Source organism: Streptomyces sp. NPDC048650, from assembly GCF_043199095.1.
Taxonomy (GTDB): domain Bacteria; phylum Actinomycetota; class Actinomycetes; order Streptomycetales; family Streptomycetaceae; genus Streptomyces.
This window is the reverse complement of sequence record NZ_JBICVM010000022.1, coordinates 47,364-62,965: the sequence shown is the minus strand read 5'-3', so window position 1 is coordinate 62,965 and position 15,602 is coordinate 47,364. Positions and strand designations below refer to the sequence as shown.

15 protein-coding genes and 1 pseudogene are annotated in these 15,602 nt (G+C 69.3%); 11 read left to right on the top strand and 5 right to left on the bottom strand.

What is annotated here, in order from left to right; translation table 11 throughout:
- The first annotated feature begins 436 nt into the window (after positions 1-436).
- The gene (locus ACGFML_RS36360) at positions 437-1,789 is read left to right on the top strand and encodes an MFS transporter (RefSeq protein WP_393549958.1); all 1,353 of its coding nucleotides are present in this window, start codon (positions 437-439) and stop codon (positions 1,787-1,789) included.
- Between the two features lie 163 nt (positions 1,790-1,952).
- Here ACGFML_RS36360 and ACGFML_RS36355 read toward each other — a convergent pair whose 3' ends face one another.
- Positions 1,953-2,126 carry a hypothetical protein gene (locus ACGFML_RS36355; protein ID WP_393549957.1) on the bottom strand — a complete coding sequence of 58 codons (174 nt, stop codon included), beginning with the start codon at positions 2,124-2,126 and terminating at the stop codon, positions 1,953-1,955.
- Positions 2,127-2,257: 131 nt separating this feature from the next.
- Here ACGFML_RS36355 and ACGFML_RS36350 point away from each other — a divergent pair, with 131 nt between their 5' ends.
- From ACGFML_RS36350 to ACGFML_RS36335, 4 genes are all read left to right on the top strand, one after another.
- Positions 2,258-2,872: a DUF4303 domain-containing protein gene (locus ACGFML_RS36350; protein ID WP_393549956.1), complete on the top strand. Its 615-nt coding sequence runs from the start codon at positions 2,258-2,260 to the stop codon at positions 2,870-2,872.
- A gap of 484 nt (positions 2,873-3,356) precedes the next feature.
- Entirely contained in the window at positions 3,357-4,397 is a 1,041-nt protein-coding gene (locus ACGFML_RS36345; RefSeq protein WP_393549955.1) for a vWA domain-containing protein, read from the top strand.
- A 1,348-nt stretch (positions 4,398-5,745) separates the two neighbouring features.
- A complete protein-coding gene (locus tag ACGFML_RS36340; protein ID WP_393549954.1) occupies positions 5,746-5,964 on the top strand; it encodes an EF-hand domain-containing protein in 219 nt (72 codons plus the stop codon).
- Positions 5,965-6,239: 275 nt separating this feature from the next.
- Complete coding sequence (locus ACGFML_RS36335; protein ID WP_393549953.1) at positions 6,240-6,734, top strand: nuclear transport factor 2 family protein; 495 nt, start codon at positions 6,240-6,242, stop codon at positions 6,732-6,734.
- Positions 6,735-7,005: 271 nt separating this feature from the next.
- Here the strand turns inward: ACGFML_RS36335 and ACGFML_RS36330 are convergent, their stop codons facing one another.
- Entirely contained in the window at positions 7,006-7,581 is a 576-nt protein-coding gene (locus tag ACGFML_RS36330; protein WP_393549952.1) for a TetR/AcrR family transcriptional regulator, read from the bottom strand.
- 70 nt (positions 7,582-7,651) lie between these two features.
- Between ACGFML_RS36330 and ACGFML_RS36325 the strand changes: the two genes are divergently transcribed.
- The gene (locus tag ACGFML_RS36325) at positions 7,652-8,545 is read left to right on the top strand and encodes an NADP-dependent oxidoreductase (RefSeq protein ID WP_393549951.1); all 894 of its coding nucleotides are present in this window, start codon (positions 7,652-7,654) and stop codon (positions 8,543-8,545) included.
- 136 nt (positions 8,546-8,681) lie between these two features.
- Here the strand turns inward: ACGFML_RS36325 and ACGFML_RS36320 are convergent.
- Positions 8,682-8,897 (bottom strand): annotated as a pseudogene (locus ACGFML_RS36320) (hypothetical protein); the annotation flags it as partial.
- Between the two features lie 402 nt (positions 8,898-9,299).
- Between ACGFML_RS36320 and ACGFML_RS36315 the strand changes: the two are divergent.
- Together ACGFML_RS36315 and ACGFML_RS36310 are read left to right on the top strand one after the other, a co-directional pair.
- On the top strand, positions 9,300-9,695 hold the full coding sequence (locus tag ACGFML_RS36315; RefSeq protein WP_393549950.1) for a hypothetical protein: 396 nt from the start codon (positions 9,300-9,302) through the stop codon (positions 9,693-9,695).
- Between the two features lie 333 nt (positions 9,696-10,028).
- Positions 10,029-10,358 (top strand): hypothetical protein, encoded by a 330-nt coding sequence (locus tag ACGFML_RS36310; RefSeq protein WP_393549949.1) that lies wholly within the window; start codon positions 10,029-10,031, stop codon positions 10,356-10,358.
- A 111-nt stretch (positions 10,359-10,469) separates the two neighbouring features.
- Here ACGFML_RS36310 and ACGFML_RS36305 read toward each other — a convergent pair whose 3' ends face one another.
- Entirely contained in the window at positions 10,470-11,222 is a 753-nt protein-coding gene (locus tag ACGFML_RS36305; RefSeq protein WP_393549948.1) for a helix-turn-helix domain-containing protein, read from the bottom strand.
- A gap of 222 nt (positions 11,223-11,444) precedes the next feature.
- On the opposite strand from ACGFML_RS36305, the gene ACGFML_RS36300 reads away from it, so the two are divergent.
- Together ACGFML_RS36300 and ACGFML_RS36295 are read left to right on the top strand one after the other, a co-directional pair.
- Positions 11,445-12,113, top strand: coding sequence for a DUF4097 family beta strand repeat-containing protein (locus tag ACGFML_RS36300; RefSeq protein ID WP_393549947.1), 669 nt, complete (start codon positions 11,445-11,447; stop codon positions 12,111-12,113).
- A 94-nt stretch (positions 12,114-12,207) separates the two neighbouring features.
- Positions 12,208-12,366 carry a hypothetical protein gene (locus ACGFML_RS36295; RefSeq protein WP_393549946.1) on the top strand — a complete coding sequence of 53 codons (159 nt, stop codon included), beginning with the start codon at positions 12,208-12,210 and terminating at the stop codon, positions 12,364-12,366.
- Between the two features lie 442 nt (positions 12,367-12,808).
- On the opposite strand, the gene ACGFML_RS36290 is transcribed toward ACGFML_RS36295, so the two are convergent.
- Entirely contained in the window at positions 12,809-14,002 is a 1,194-nt protein-coding gene (locus ACGFML_RS36290; protein ID WP_393549945.1) for an MFS transporter, read from the bottom strand.
- Between the two features lie 99 nt (positions 14,003-14,101).
- Here ACGFML_RS36290 and ACGFML_RS36285 point away from each other — a divergent pair, with 99 nt between their 5' ends.
- Positions 14,102-15,187 (top strand): DUF5937 family protein, encoded by a 1,086-nt coding sequence (locus ACGFML_RS36285; protein ID WP_393549944.1) that lies wholly within the window; start codon positions 14,102-14,104, stop codon positions 15,185-15,187.
- Positions 15,188-15,602 lie beyond the last annotated feature (415 nt).

The window sequence follows — 15,602 nt, the reverse complement described above, 5'->3', positions numbered from 1 at the left end:
GATGCCCTCCTTGCGGATCAAAGCGAAGGCATGCGCGACCCCAGGGTCAGGTTGACCAGGCCCCTGTCGGCCAGGTCGGTTCCAGACGGTGGGCGGGTGGCCGGCAGCAATCCAGGTACGGGCCAGCATCCAGGTACGGGCCAGCGCTGTGCCCATCGCGCCGAGGCCCAACAGCGTGACGGACGTCTTCTCAATCGGCCACAGCAACCCCCACGCAATGCGCTCCGTCGACCGGCGGCGCGTCCTCTCGCACAGTCGCCTGCGCCCCTCGTTGCAGGAGGCCGCGCTGGGCCGAATGAGGCGCACCGCGACCCGTTCGGGTTGCCGAGAACCCTTCGCTCCTCGCCGCGCACATCCGGCACCCGCTCCCGTCGTTGGACGTGAGCGAAGGAAGGAACGCGGCACCAGGTGACGCAAGGAGCGGAGGAAGCAGCCAATGGCGGCGAGCGTGGACGGGGCGGTGGCGGAGGACGGGACGGTCGGCCGGCAGGCGGTGCGCACGGTGGCGCGCAGGCTGCTGCCCCTGCTGTTCGTGCTGTACGTGGTCAACTTCCTTGACCGTGCCAACATCGGCGTCGCCGCACTGGCGATGAACGCCGAGCTGCATCTGAGTGCCACGGCCTACGGTACGGCCGCGGGGATCTTCTTCGTCGGGTATGTCGTCTTCCACGTTCCGGCCGCCGCGGCCCTGGGGCGGTTCGGCGCCCGCCGCTGGCTGGCCGGTGTGGTCACCGCGTGGGGGCTGTGCTCGGCCGCCACCGCTTTCGTCACCGACGCCCACGGCCTGTATCTGGCCCGGTTCTTCCTTGGGCTGGCCGAGGCAGGGTTCTTCCCCGGTGTCGTCGCGTATCTGACCGCCTGGTTCCCCGCCCGCGAGCGCACCCGAGCGCTGGCCCTGTTCCTGCTGGCCATTCCGCTCGCCACCGCCGTCGGTCTGCCGTTCTCCGGCCTGCTCGTCGAGCACTCCCCCATCCTCGGCCTCAGCGGCTGGCGAGCGATGTTCCTCGTCGAGGCAGCCCCCGCCGTCGTACTCGGGATCGCCGCACTGCGCATGCTGCCGGACTCGCCACGCCAGGCAGCCTGGCTGACGGATGGTCAACGGCAGGCCCTGGCCGCCGAGCTGGCCGTGGACGCGCCATCCACCGTCGCTGACCGCGCCGTTTTCGGCCGCATCGCGCACTTCGGGCTGGTGCACGCTGGGCTGTGCTTCGCCGCCTACTCGCTCCAGTTCTTCCTTCCGCAGGCCCTCGCCAGGCTCTTCCCCGGCGTGGGCACCTCCGGTGTCTCCGTGCTCGCCGCGCTCCCCTACCTGGTCGGGGCGCCCGTCATGCTCGTCTGGAGCCGCCGCAGCGACCGGGAAGGCCGCCGGGTGTCGCTCATCGCCATGCCCGCCGCGGCCGCCGCGCTCGCCGCCGCTGTGGCCGCACTCGCCCACCCGCCCCTGCTCACGCTGGCCGGCCTCACCGTCGTGATCGCCGGGGGTCTGGCCGCCGCACCCGCCTTCTGGAACCGGTGCACCGGCGCCCTGAGCGGCCGCCACGCGGCGACCGCCATCGCCGGGATCAACGCGCTCGGCAATCTCGCCGGCTTCGCCGGCCCCTTGGTCACCGGACGCCTCGCCGATGCCACCGGCGACTACCGGGCGGCCTACGTCGTGATCGCCTGTGCCCTGGCGACCTCGGGGGCGGCGGCCCTCCGGCTCCCCGCCTCTGCGTCAACTCCGGCCGTCCGGCCAACGGTCACAGTGACGGACGGTATGGCAGGGGACGGGAGAGCGACGGTCCAGTGACCGCGCGCACCGGTCCCCCGCGCCGCGCCGCACGGGACGGTGGCTTTCCCGCACCGCCTCGGCCAGCACGTCACGTCATCGGGCCTGCGGGTTCAGCCGTCGAGAGTGACGGAGTCGGTGGAGACGCTCACCGAGCTCGGCTCGGACATGCCGATAACCGCGATCAGGACGTGAACTCGGTGCCGTCGCTGCCTTTGGTGGTCTTGGTGGTCTTGGCGGTCTTGGCGGTCTTGGCGGTCTTGGTGGTCTTGGTGGTCTTGGGATTGACCCCGGCGTAGACAGGCTTGGACCCGCTGAGCTTGATCGCCGGGCCGACCGCCTGCTCAGCGCTGAGCACCTCGATGCGGAGTCGGTGGGGCGCCTCGATGCCCTGGGAGCCGAAGGAGACCGACGGCAGAGCATGATTGTCTTCCTGGCGGAGCTGATCGGGCCGTACTATGCGGCGCTTCGAACGGGGAGGAAGACACGATGGCAAAGCAATCGGCGAAGCAGCCGGAGAAGCAGCCGGAGAAGCAGCCGGAGAAGCAGCCGGAGATGCCCGGCGAGGAGGAGTTGGTGGACGCACTGCACCAGGCGGTCGGGGCGGCGGTCTCGGACCTGTTGCGTGAGCGGCCGGACCACCATTTCTCGTACTGGGTGCTGGTCACCACAGGCGAGGCGTTCGGGCCCGCCCTGTCGGCCTGGTCGCTCGAGGCGCTCGCCGAAGCGACCGCGGGTTGGCCGGAGGAAGCGGTGCTGGATCTGAAGTGGTCGTACGCGGACTCGCCGTTCTGCACCTGGGGCGAGGAGCATCTGAAGCCGGTCCGTGCTCTGTTCGACGCCCGCCCGCAGGTCTTCGACCTGGAGGACGACGAAGGTGACAAGGAGTACGAGTTGCGGCTGCGGGCTATGGAGACGGCGCTCGCCCGACTCGACGCCGAGGGCCTGTTCGGCACGGGGAAGCGGCGGTTGGCCACCGTGATCGATATCGAGGTGCCTTCCGAGGAACCGGACCGCGAGCGCACGTTCCGCCTGAACCCGCCGGAGGCACTCACCGGATGGCTGGCGGACCAGGCGGCGCTGACGGCCCGCACGGCGCGATAACCGCCGCGACACGGCATACTCATCCGCCGAAACCGCCAGTAGCTGCGGCGCCGGCAGATCGAGCACACCGTTCCCGAGCGTAAGAGGCAGCGGGCCGGCCGCCGGCGCCGCGGCACAGACTGGCCGGCACAGGCTGGCCGGCTCTCTCCTCGGACGGCCCGCTGATGCGGCACGTGCGACGACGCTGGGCGTGTCCGCAACGTCCCGTCGTCCACCTGTCGGGCGGGGCCCGCGGCCTCGGGTGCGGCACATCGCAAGACGCAGGGGTGTCCTCGTAGTGGTCTACGTGGACGCCCCCGACAACGCAGCGAGGCTGCGCGCCAGACGCCGCGGGCCAGGCGGGACTTGGCCGACACACCCCAGCCCGGGATGCTTCCGCGCGGAAAGTCCGGCCCCGTGTCTGCAGCCAACCTGAACTCCAAGATCGATTGTCAGTGGTGGGTGCGACGATGAGTGCATCGAGTCGGAACAAGGGGGAGCGAACATGTCCGGAGCCCAGAACTACATCAATCACGTTGCTCTTGTGTTGGATGCCAGTTCGTCCATGACACACCTGAGCCGCAAGGTCGTCGACGTCGCCGACCAGCAGATTGCATATCTGGCCCGCCGATCGAAGGAACTGGACCAGGAAACCCGCGTCACGGTGTATGTCTTCGCCGACAAGGTGGAGTGCGTCATCTACGACAAGGACGTGCTGCGGATGCCGTCCCTGAAGCAGCTGTACCAGGTGGGTGGAATGACGGCCCTGCTGGCGGCCACGCTGAAGTCACAGCGGGAGCTGGCCCAGACCGCTCAACTCTACGGCGACCACAGCTTCCTGACGTTCGTCCTGACCGACGGGCAGGAGAACGCAAGTCACCGCTGCGTGGATGCCCCTGCCAGGGATCCGCGGGAACTGGTGCAGGCCGTGGCCAAGATGATCGCAACGCAGGAGGACAACTGGACGCTGGCCGTCCTTGTGCCGGACCAGATGGGCAAGCGCGAGGCCATGCAGTGCGGTTTCCCGAAGGACAACATCGCCATCTGGGACGCCACGAGCACACAGGGCCTGGAGGAGGCCGGGCAGGTCATCCAGCAGGCGACCGAGAGCTTCTTGGTGGGCCGCGCCCAAGGCATCCGAGGATCACGGGCGGTGTTCTCCACGGGTGCCGAAGCTGTCAACAAGGACGCCATAGAGGCAGCCGGCCTCACCCCGGTGAAACCGTCCGAATACCAGCTGATTCCGGTGGCTCGCGACGCGGCGATCCGGGACTGGGTCATCGAATGCGGGCACACTTTCCGTACCGGTTGTGCGTTCTATCAGCTGAGCAAGTCGGAGAAGATCCAGGCGCGCAAGCAGATTGCGGTGCTGGAGAAGAAGACGGACCGGGTGTACACGGGGCCGGAGGCCCGAGCCCTGCTCGGCTTGCCGGACACGGAAGTCCGCGTCAAGCCGGACCACAACGACGACTTCACGATCTTCGTGCAGAGCACCAGCGTGAACCGGAAGCTGGTACCGCACACGCGGCTACTGCTGATGATCTGACGCCCCATGAGTAGCCCCACCGGCCCGACTGACGGGCTCCCGTCGAATGCAGCACACCGCCGGCGCCGGCGACGCGGCCCAGGCGACGCGAGCACACGGACAAGGCCGGCCTGAACCTCGACCCACGCACCGTGCGTGCCGCCAAGGTCGCCTCCCTCCAGGAGGTCGCCCACCAGGCCGGCGAGATCGACGGATAGGCGCACTTCCTTGGCCCTGCCTGACAGATCGCCGGTCAGTCCCTCATCACAGCACCCAGCCGGAGAGGGACACGACAACACCGTGGGCCCACTCGCTCCACGCGAGTGGGCCCACGAGCCTCGACTACGGCTCCGACCTCAGACCACACCCGCATCGGCAGCGGGCCCACATCGTCGATCAGCTCCCGCCCCAGCGACCCGGCGCTGATGTCGGTGAGGGCCGGGGGCAACGCCGAGCTGTTCAGCATCCGGTGCCCAAGTCTGATGCGTGAGAGCCATCCGAGCGGCCGGTGCCCGGCCGGGATGGCCGCCCAATACGGGCAGGCCCCGTTCCACTTGCGGAGGGCGGCTGGATCAGGCAGCTGGGTTGATGCCCCGCAGGACGCCGTGAGCCTGGAGCCGGTGATCGCTTGCGCCCACGCCGGTGAGAACGATGCGCGCAGCGTGGGGCGGGTCCACTTCAGTGACCGTCACCGGGGACAGCGACGGATCTCCGTCACGGTCAGGTCAACGCCTGCCGTGCCGGCTCACACAGTGAAAGCGGGCGCCCAGCCGGGTGGTCGCCAAACATCGCACCACGAGGGCCAACACGTCGGCCCCAAGGATATCCACCTGCACGATATGAACCTCGGGTCGCCGCTCCACAGGGGCCTCAGTCATCCCGCCATGATCCCAGACGTCCGACGCGCGGCGCCCCGGCGATCACCCACCCGGACACCCCGCCCGCGGACGCTTCCCGAACACCGCCACACCGCCACACCGCCACACCGCCACCCCGCCACCCCGCCACCCCGCCACCCCGGCACCCCGGCACCCCGGCACCCCGGCACGACACAGGCACCGCCGGTGGAGGAGTCCGTTGTGCCGGACACCCGGACAGGCCACCAGGGACTGCAGATCAACCTCATGGTGGGACAAAAGCCATGGCAGGGAGATCCACCCCTACGACACACCTCGGGTTCAAAGGACGACCCACAACGGCCCCGCAGGACGCAACACCGAACCTGTCCAACGCTCATGCCTTCAGGAGCGGGAGCCAGGGCCTTGGAACACCCGGCACACAACAACCAGGCAGGTGGGGTGCGCCCGCGTCGTCCCGAGCGGACGGATAGCCTGAGCCCGCAAGCGAAGATCGCAGAAGGGCGGAGCACATGGCAGACATCGTGGAGACGGCGGCGCGGAAGGTCTTCGAGCGCTACGACATCGACGGGGACGGCCAGGTCACCGCGGAGGAATACCGGAAGGTCGTGGCGGAGTTGGAGGGCTCGCAGATCACCCAAGCGCAGGCCCAGGAACTGATCGACTCACTCGACACCAACGGCGACCGCCAGATGTCCTTCGAGGAGTTCTGGGCGGCCATGAACGGCTGACATCGCCGGGTCCGGCAGATGAACCTGCCGGACCCGGTCCGTCAACCCACGGATTCCCAAGTGCGCTCGTCGCCGAACACCGCATCCACCGGATCGCTGACCCCAACCCCGCAGAGGGGCCCAACTCCTAGCTCGGACACCAGCCGCAACGTAGCGGCCGGGGCCATCACTCCATTACCCCCGGCGTAATCGACCACGCTCCCCTCCCCCGGCAGGATCAAGCACGTCGACGGGAACCCCCGTCGGGATCCGGCAGCAGCCGCGAGGAGAGCGCCATGTCCGTCAAGTCCACTGCCGCCACGGAGAGTTCGGCCACCACAGCGACTTCGGTGACCACAGCGACTTCGGCCACCACAGCAAGTTCCGTCGCCGGGGCCACCCGGGACGTAGTCCAGCAGTTCCTTGCCGCCCGGGTGGCCGGGGACACGGGTCGACTCGTGGCGCTCTTCACCGACGAAGTCGACTGGCTGCTCGCCGAGAACCCCGCCGTCCCATGGATCCGCCCGCGCTCCACCGCTGCCGAATGCGCCGCCCAGTTCACGGAGTTGATGGAGCACACCGTGCCCGAGGACGCGGGCGCCAGTGTCGAAACCCTCCTCGTCGACGGCACCGACGCCGTTCTGATGGGGCACGTGTGGGGGACCGTACGCGCGACGGGAAAGCCCTTCGAGGGCCCGTTCGCGCTGCACCTCACCGTCGAGGACGGCCGGATCACCCGGCATCACCTCTACGAGGACAGCCTGTCGATCGCCGAGGCATGCGCCCCGTGAACGGCGCGGGCGGCCTCGCAGGACGCATGCCTCGCAAGACCGGGACCGGCCGAGCCCCGCCCGGTCCTGCCCTTCGGCGCGTTCATCGAAGCCCGCTCGGTCTGGGAGTCCAGGACGACGGCGGTGGGTCCTCGCGTCCTGGCGCCGCTTCCTGCTCTCAAGTGAGCCTGCCGGCGCAGCAGGTCGTGGACGGTTCAGCCGTGGCCGTGTCGTCGTCGCGCCACCCACATCCCGGAAGGGCCAACGGCTCCAACAGTTCCCACGGTTGAAACTAAGGGCAGGTGGCCTCCCAGGCCGCCTCGATCATCCGGAAGATCTCGTCCACCGCGGCCTCCGGATCGGCCGCCTCGCGGGCCAGCGAATAGGCGTCGATCGCGAACCTCGCGATCGTACGGCAGGCCGTTGTGGTCTGTGACAGGTCGGGATCGGTGGCGATGGCCGTTGCCAGCGACTCGGCATGGCGCAGCCTCATCGACTCCTCGTACTTCCGCAGGGCAGGTGATGCGTCGACCATGCGCCAGATCGGGGCAGCGCTGTCCGCCGTGCAATGTCGCACCAGGGCCTGGATCTCGCGACGCAGGGCAGGGATGAGCGACTCGTGCGACGCCCGGCCGGTGGCCGCCTGCGTGAGGCGTTGCTCGAAGTCTTGGTCCTGCTCGAACACCAGGGCCTCTTTCGAGGCGAAGTGGGAGAAGAGCGTGGTGACGGCTACGTCGGCCTCAGCGGCCACGTCACGGATGCCCACCGCGTCGTACCCGCGTTCCAGGAAGAGCCGCAGGGCGGTGTCAGCGATCTTCTGGCGGGTCGCGGCCTTCTTACGCTCACGGCGTCCGGACGGCATGGTCATGGCCTGAAACTATCAGATACAAAAGTGGAGCAGATCTTAAAAACTAACCGTTAGTGTTACGGTCGACCGCATGAAGAGAGTGAGCTTCGCCGAGTTCGGCGGTCCGGACGTTCTGCAACTCGTAGACACCGAGGAGCCCCACGCGGGCCCCGGCCAGGTACGCATCGCCGTGCGGGCGGCGGGCGTGAACGCCGTCGACTGGAGGATCCGTGAAGGCCAGTTCCAGAAGGCCCATCCGCTCGAGTTGCCCGCCGGAGTCGGGCAGGACGCCTCCGGAGTGGTGGACGAGGTCGGCGAGGGCGTCGCAGGGGTCGAGGTCGGCGACCGCGTGTTCGGCGAAGGGTCGAGCACCTATGCCGAGTTCGCCGTGCTGTCGGCCTGGGCCCGTGTACCAGAGGGGCTGACGTTCGAAGAGGCGGCCGGATACCCCTCCGTGGTGGAGACCGCTCTGCGCATCATCCGCCAGGTCGGTGTGCAGTCCGGGCAGACGCTGCTGGCCAGCGGTGCGTCCGGGGGAGTCGGATCTGCGGTGCTGCAGATCGCCCGCGACCGCGGCATCACGGTGATCGGCACGGCCGGAGCCGCGAACCAGGACTATCTGCGGAGCCTGGGCGCCGTCGCCACCACGTACGGCGAGGGCTGGGTCGAGCGGGTGCGGCAGCTCGGCCATGTCGACGCAGCCCTCGATCTGGCCGGCTCGGGCGTGCTTCGCGAACTCGTCGAGCTGACCGGGGATCCGCAGAAGGTGATCTCCATCGCCGATCTCGCCGCGCCGGACCTCGGTGTCCGCTTCTCGGGCGTGGCCGGGAACATGTCGGAAGCGCTCGCCGAGGCCGCCGGCCTCATCTCGCGGGGAAAGCTCCACATCCCGGTCGAGAGGTCGTACACACTCGCCGAGGCCGCGGCGGCGCACATCGACAGCCAGGCTGGTCACACGCGCGGGCGCCGGGTCGTGGTCCTCTGAGCCGTTTCCTGCGCAGTTGCACGGCCCGGCAAGCCGAGTCCCTTGGCGGTGGTGAACGTGCTTCCCGTTCGCCGAGTCCTTCGGGGCGGGCCTTACCGGTCGGCGTCGGCCTGGACAGCCCACATGTGCTGTGGGGCAGGTTGGTGAAGCGGCTGACTGGGGTGTGGCCGTGGATGCCGGTGTCGAGTCGGGTCGGGTCGGGTCGGTGGAAGTTGTGCCAGTCCGGCCAGTTCGGCCAGTTCGGCCAGTCGGTGAGCGCTGCCTGTCGTTCGTTTTCTGAGGTGTAGGGCTGGTGGTGGGCCCGGTGGGCCCATTCGTCGAGCAGGGTGCGGTGGAAGCGTTCGACATCCCCCGGCCACACAAGGCCGCTTGTCGATCGTGCATGTCCCGGGGCCGATGGAGAGTTCATCGGCCCCGGGACATGCGTGCAATGGGCGGTGGGCCCGTCATGTGGGCCGGGCACGTGCCGTCAGACCAGCAGGGCAGTCGGCACCGCCCGCCGCCGCACCGAACCCGGATTCGACGACGCCCCGGCACACCAGGCCCGCACGGCCCGAGCGCTGCGATCCGTAGGTGTTCGGAAGGACCTCCGTTCATTCCGGCACCTCCCACTGTGACCATGATCGAGGTTTCATCGACATTTCAGTGTCTCCCACGACAGTTGGCAGGCAAGGTGCCGAACAGCCAGTCGCGCCTCTGCGTCCTTCACGCGCATCCGTAGGTGCGCGTTCTCATTGAGTGAACGGGTGGTCCTGTGAACGATCTCTTGCACAAGCTGGTTTCTGCCATCATCACCGGAGCGCTGATCGCCCTGGTGGGATATATCAGCGTGGTCGTACGCAGGCGGAGGGTCGCCCGGGAGGAGGCCGCCGCGCCGGCCCCGGTCGAAGATCGCACGCAGGCGCTGCTGCGTCGGGCCCGGCAATTGGACAGCAGCCGCGATGAGTTGGCCGCTCAGAGCCGGCGCGCGGAAGCGCTGGCGCAGGGCAGGGAGGCCGTCGATCTCTGGCGTGAGCTCACCCGGGTCCGACCGGGGCGATTCCAGGCGGAGCTAAGGGCGGCGCTGGGGCGTCTGAGCGAACTGCTGACGTCCATGGGGGAAGAGCGCCAGGCAGCGCAAGTCCGCCAGGAAGCCGCCGGACTTTCCTGACGAAGCGAGGAGACCGCCGCTATGCCCGCTGCGATCTGGACCGGCCGAAACGCATATCCGGAGAGGGTTGCCGCCGATATCGCCGGAGCACTGCAGGACGAACTTGCTCTTGCAGAAACGCCGTTGGCCGCCACCTTGGCGGCGGAGAGCACCGGCGTACCGGCCGGGAGTCTGCTCCCGCCGCGCGAGCGGTTCAGTGGAATGCCGGCACCAACGCACTGCTTCATCCACATCGATGCCCTTGCACCCAGACCCTTCGAACTGCGTGCTTCGGTCCTGAGCGGACGCTCGGGAATCCGTCGAAGCCTCGGGCTGAGCCACCTCCTCTACGCGGTGCCCCTGGCGCCACCGGTTCCCTCACACGTCGAACTGAGCGCGGCCGGCGGCTCCGCCCCCGCCCTCTTCGAAGGAGACCTCGCAACAGCGAACTGCCTGAACAGGGACACCGAGTTGGTCGACATCGCCCGTGCGCTGACGCCCTCCACGGCCGGGCCCGACTGGAATCACACCTGGCAGGTGGCACGGCGGCTGACGATCGAACCACTCCCCCACGGTTCGGTGCTGCTCGTCCAGACCCTGCACCGTCCCACCGCCCAAGCCTGGTCCCTCAGCGCCCGCGCCGTGTTGGACTTCGCCACCCGCACCGAAGCGGCGCTCGGGTAGCGCGCAGCGCACCGGCCCCGGCCCGGCCCCGGCCCCGGCCCCGGCCCCGGCCCTGCGGGACGGGAAGCGTCTCACCCCGGTAGCTGCCCCTTGATCAGTGCAGCATGATGTCTATTCGCGATCGGTATGTGGCTCGGTGGTGCCGTCCGGCGTGGTTTCGGGTTTCGTGTGGAGGATGTCGCGTGCCTGGTTCGCGGCGCGGGCGATGCTCTCGGAGACGAAGTCGGCGAAGCGGGCGATGTTCTCGAGGCGGATGGCGGCCGGGGTAGGGGGGCCGAGGATGCCGACGCCCTGCCGTGCAATCTCGACAAGGTGGGCGGTGGCGCGGGCGCTGGCCATCATCGACTCGTACCAGACATCGTCGTCGACGACGTAGCGCTCGCGGCGGCGTTCGTCGCGTTCCCTGCGGACGAGGCCCTGGCTCTCGAGGAACGCGATCGCCTTGGAGACGGACGCCGGGCTGACCTGGAGGCGCTGGACGAGTTCGGACGCGGTGAGGCTGCCCGCGTCGGTGAGGGTGAGGCAGGCCAGCACCCGGCCCATCATCTTGGGCATGCCCGACTGTATGAGGACCGTGGTGAACACCTCCTCGTACGCGCGGACCGCCTCGGCGTCGCGTCCGTAGGCCTGCGGGTGCGCCTTCGCGTCCCGGGGTGCGGTCTGCCTGCGGCGGGCGCGGTGTTCGGTGGCGCGATGGGCGAGGTCGGCACGGTAGGCGGTGGGGCCGCCGTTGCGCATCACCTCACGCGTGATCGTCGAAGTCGGACGCTCGAGGCGTCTGGCGATCTCCGCGTACGCGAGGCCGTCGGCCAGTCCCAGCGCGATCTGCTGACGTTCGGGCTGAGTGAGCCTGCCTCCCGGCATCGCGGTCTCCTTCGTGGTCCGTGGTGCGCCCACCATAGCCTTCACCTCCATTTCATTGCAACGAAGAGAGCTCGGAATGTTGCGTTAAATCACATATCATTGCAACGATATATTGGCTCTGAGCTGCACCAATTCCCATTCCATGCAACAAGCTCGTTGCTAGATACGCGAAGGCAACATAGCGTTTCCTTCATCAGAAACAACCACTCGAAGGAGCGCACGATGCAGAAGTTCGACACCCCCGCCCCGGTCTCCGCCGTCCTCGACATCCCCGCGGGACGCATCCGGTTCATCGCCGCCGACCGGGCCGACACCACGGTCGAGGTCCTGCCCGCGGACGCCTCCAAGAGCCGCGACGTGAAGACGGCGGAGCAGACCACGGTCGTCTACGGCGACGGCGTCCTGCGGATCGAGACCCCGGCGGCGAAGAACCCGATCCGAGGCGCTTCCGGATCCCTCGAGGTCACCGTCCAGCTACCCGCCGGCTCCCGCATCGCGGCCAAGGCGGCCAGCGCCGAACTCCGGGGCGTCGGACGGCTCGGCGACGTCGCCTTCGAGGGCTCGCACGGCTCGGTCAAGCTCGACGAGACCGAGAGCGCCCGCCTCACCCTCCTCGCCGGCGACGTCTCGGTCGGCCGCCTGGGCGGACCCGGCGAGATCACCACCGCAAAGGGCGACATCCACGTCACCGAGGCCGTGCACGGCACCGTCACGCTGCGCACCGAGTCCGGCGAGATCTCGGTCGGCGCCGCCCGCGGAGTCTCCGCCTCCCTGGACGCCGGCACCTCCTACGGCCGGATCCACAACGCGCTCAAGAACACCGACGGCACTACCGGCCTGAACATCCACGCGACCACCGCCTACGGCAACATCACCGCCCGCAGCCTCTGACCCGCAGCCTACAAATCGGGCAGAATCGCCCGGAGCTGCAGAAGGCCATCCAGGCGTTCGTCGCCCCGACGGCAGGAGGACCCTGATCGCCTCGGTGACCATGGGGGACGCCGCGATCGACCCGGCGCAGGAGTTCCCGAAGGCCCTGGAGAAGCTCCTGAAGGAGGTGTTCTGCGGCGGGCAGGCCGGGGCGGCTGACAAGGCCGAGCCGGCGCAGTGGACGGGGACGAGCCCCGCGACCCGTACACCTTGAGAGTGGACTCCTGGCCGTCGTACATCAGGTGGAACGCGAACCGGGCCATGCCGAACTCGCTGAGCTCGACGTGGCCGATCCACCTGCGCGGACGCCGGGCCCGAGCAGGCACAACCCGTCGACGACCCGTCGGGCCGTCAGCCGCTCCGTGTCGGCCCGATCGTGGGGCAGAGCCGAGCGCCTCGCGGATCGGCGCACGGTTCCCCTTGGCCGGCCGCGACGACAGGTCCTTCTTCGCGAAGTCCTCCGCCGGCACCATCACCACGTCGGCCACATGGTCAACGGCGACCTGGGAACTCCTCGGCGAACTGGAGCCGTTCACTCGGACTGCCCCATGATGGGTTCAACCGCCAGGAGACGAGGTGTCGGCAGAGGCCGCCGCTGCCTTGCGCCGTGGACCGGCGTCCAGAGCGAGGAGTCCGGGGCCGCTGGGCCGTGTTCCTCAATCCTTCTCGGTGGCAACCGCGGAGGCGGAGAGGAGCGTCGCCGCGGCGAGGCTGCCCCAGAGGGCGGCCGAGCCGTGGGGTGCGAGAGCGGTGATGACCGCCGGGGAGACGGCGAGACCGAAGCCCGTGGAGAGCTCGAAGCGGGCGAGGGCGCGTCCCAGTACATGGGCCGGGGCGAGGGCGGTGACGAGCGCGGTGGCGCTGCCGGCATAGATGATCTCGCCGATGGTGCAGAACACGGACACCGTGGCGACGGCCGGGGCACCCCAGCCGTGTCCCAGTGAGGTGGCCACGAGGAAGCCGAGGTAGGACGCGGCGAGTACGACGCCGGCGAGTGCCAGCACGGTCCGCCGGGAGAAGCGGGACATCAGGACGGTGACCGGAACCTGCAGGGTGACCACCAGCACCGTGTTGGCCACGAAGATGGCAGCCGACCAGACCGGGGAGGTGTGCAACTGTGTCACCAGGACCAGAGGGAGCGCGATTTCGGGGACGTTGAGGCAGAAGACGTAGACCACGTTGGCGGCCAGCAGCGCGCGCATCCGAGGTGCGGGCCCGTCAGCCGTGTCCTTGGCCGGGGTGGCGGCCGAATGCGCGTGGAGATGGACCGACCACGCCAAGGCCGCCGCAGCGAGATAGGCGAGCCCGGTGACGGCCGCCAGCGCCTGCAGTGCAGTGGTGCCGCCCGCCAGGCATGCGGTGGCGAGGAGCGCGCCCGTGCCCAGGCCGGCGTTGCGCAGGGCGCGGCCTCCCGCGAGAGCCGTGTCACGTTCCCGACCGTGGGAGACCGTGGCCACGAGAGCTGCATGGGCGGCCGGCCATGCCTGGTTGCCGATGCCGAGGAAGAGCGCCGCCGTCGCGAACAACCAGACGTGCCCCACCGGGGTGGCCAGCAGCAGGGCCACGCCCAGCACCCGCACCAGCATCGACGCCGCCACGACCGTACTGCGTGCGCCCCGGTCCAGCCACCGGCCCACCGCGGGCATGCACACCAGACCCACGACGACGCCGACCGTCATGGCGATGCCGGTGGCCGGCGCGGACAGCCTCAGCACCGTCACCCCGTAGAGCAGCAGAAAGGGCCGCAGCAGGCCGGTGCCGAGCGCGTCCACGGCCAGGGCGACGGCATAGCGAGGGCCTCCGGAGGCGCGGATGAGGGCGCCAGGCCGGATCTTGGTGGTGGTTGCCATGGCGGCAACGGTGCGTTCGACCGCCGGGCTGGGCCCGTCGGTTGACGGACACCGCCAACCGACGCCGCCGCCGGCCATTCGGTCAGCGATGATGAAGGGATGACGTTGCGGATCGACATCAGCGGCCTGCCGTCCGAGCGGCTGCGGTTCGCCGCCTCCCCGCTGGCCGAGCTGACCGCGATGCTGCACGCGCTGGCGGAACCCGGGCATCATCCGCAGCTCGCCGGCTGGGCCGGGGATGTCTGGGCCGGGCTGCGGCCGGAGCTGGCCGAGCGGTTGCGGGAGGCGGAGTTCCTCTGGCGTTCCTCACAGGCCGACTTCCTGCTCCCCGCCCGGCCCCGGCCGACTCTCGCCGAGGAGTTGGACGACGTGGACCGGATTGACGACGAAACGTATGTGACCGCCGCACTCGTCACCACGTGCGGCGGCAACCGGGTTCACCTCGCCGCGCCGTCGCCGCTCACCGACGCGACCGCGCGCGAGCGGGCCCTGGACCTGGCCCAGGCCCGCGGCGCGCGGCAAGAGGCCTTCGCGGAACGGCTGCTCGCGGACCCGACCGCTGTGCGGGCGCGGGTGCGCCACACCCTCGAACAGTGCGCCGAGGCCTTCTTCGACGCCGCCTGGGCGGGCGTCGCAGTGCAGCTCGCCACCGACCTGCGCCTGAAGAACGACCTGCTGAAGCGCCAGGGCATCGGGGCAGCACTCGCAGCGGTCTCCGGCGCCGTCACCCTGGCACCGGACGGCGACTGCGTCATCGTGGACAAGCTGCAGGACAAGGCGACCGCCGCCCACAGCACCGGGGTCACCTTCATCCCCAGTGTCTTCGGCAGCCCGCACCTGGTGGTGGTTCACGCGCCCGGATGGCAGCCGGTGGTGCAGTATCCCGTGGCCGACCCGAGTCCATCAGAGCCGGTATCGCTGGAGACGGTCACACTCCGGCTGGAGGCACTCGCACATCCGGTACGGCTGCGGCTGCTGCGCACCCTCGCCCGCGGCCCGCACACCACCGGCGAGCTGGCCCACGCCTGGGAACTTTCGCCCCCGGAGGTCTCCCGCCACCTCGCCGTCCTGCGCCGCGCGGGCCTGCTCACGGCCCGGCGGCACGGCCGTTACGTCCGTCATACCTTGAATCTGCCGGATCTGACGGCGCTGGGGGCCGACCTGCTGGCGGCCGTACTGCGCTGAGTGGCTTCGGTCTGCCAGATCCTCGGCATCCCAGGCTGCGTGAGAACGGTCATCGCGCCCGGGGCTGTCTGTCGTTGCCTGCGCGCGCTCGAAGGGCACGCGACGTCAGGGGCGTGGAGGCATGTGGCCGAGCAGCGGGCGCCGTTGCTCGGCGATTTCGCAATGGCAATGTGGATCTGGCTCACAACAGATCACCACTGTGGTGAAATATGCTCCCACCGCAGAGGAGTGGAATCTCGACCATTCCGACAAGAACTGGCTCCGCGCGCCCACGCGAATCACGCAGTGGAGTGCCACTAAGGGACATGCGGGGATTGCATATAACCCTCGAGCGGGTGTCGCCCCGAAGACGCGCATATCCACTCCACTGCGCCGTAGAGGGAAAGCGCGCTCAAGATTTGCCGACCACTTGCAG

What these genes read in the sequence shown, in the direction of transcription:
- ACGFML_RS36325 (WP_393549951.1), top strand. Translation starts at nt 7,652, where the DNA reads ATGAAGAGAGTGAGCTTCGCCGAGTTCGGCGGTCCGGACGTTCTGCAA.
- ACGFML_RS36290 (WP_393549945.1), bottom strand. Translation starts at nt 14,002, where the DNA reads ATGGCAACCACCACCAAGATCCGGCCTGGCGCCCTCATCCGCGCCTCC.
- ACGFML_RS36340 (WP_393549954.1), top strand. Translation starts at nt 5,746, where the DNA reads ATGGCAGACATCGTGGAGACGGCGGCGCGGAAGGTCTTCGAGCGCTAC.
- ACGFML_RS36360 (WP_393549958.1), top strand. Translation starts at nt 437, where the DNA reads ATGGCGGCGAGCGTGGACGGGGCGGTGGCGGAGGACGGGACGGTCGGC.
- ACGFML_RS36305 (WP_393549948.1), bottom strand. Translation starts at nt 11,222, where the DNA reads ATGCCGGGAGGCAGGCTCACTCAGCCCGAACGTCAGCAGATCGCGCTG.
- ACGFML_RS36300 (WP_393549947.1), top strand. Translation starts at nt 11,445, where the DNA reads ATGCAGAAGTTCGACACCCCCGCCCCGGTCTCCGCCGTCCTCGACATC.
- ACGFML_RS36335 (WP_393549953.1), top strand. Translation starts at nt 6,240, where the DNA reads ATGTCCGTCAAGTCCACTGCCGCCACGGAGAGTTCGGCCACCACAGCG.
- ACGFML_RS36285 (WP_393549944.1), top strand. Translation starts at nt 14,102, where the DNA reads ATGACGTTGCGGATCGACATCAGCGGCCTGCCGTCCGAGCGGCTGCGG.
- ACGFML_RS36345 (WP_393549955.1), top strand. Translation starts at nt 3,357, where the DNA reads ATGTCCGGAGCCCAGAACTACATCAATCACGTTGCTCTTGTGTTGGAT.
- ACGFML_RS36350 (WP_393549956.1), top strand. Translation starts at nt 2,258, where the DNA reads ATGGCAAAGCAATCGGCGAAGCAGCCGGAGAAGCAGCCGGAGAAGCAG.
- ACGFML_RS36330 (WP_393549952.1), bottom strand. Translation starts at nt 7,581, where the DNA reads ATGACCATGCCGTCCGGACGCCGTGAGCGTAAGAAGGCCGCGACCCGC.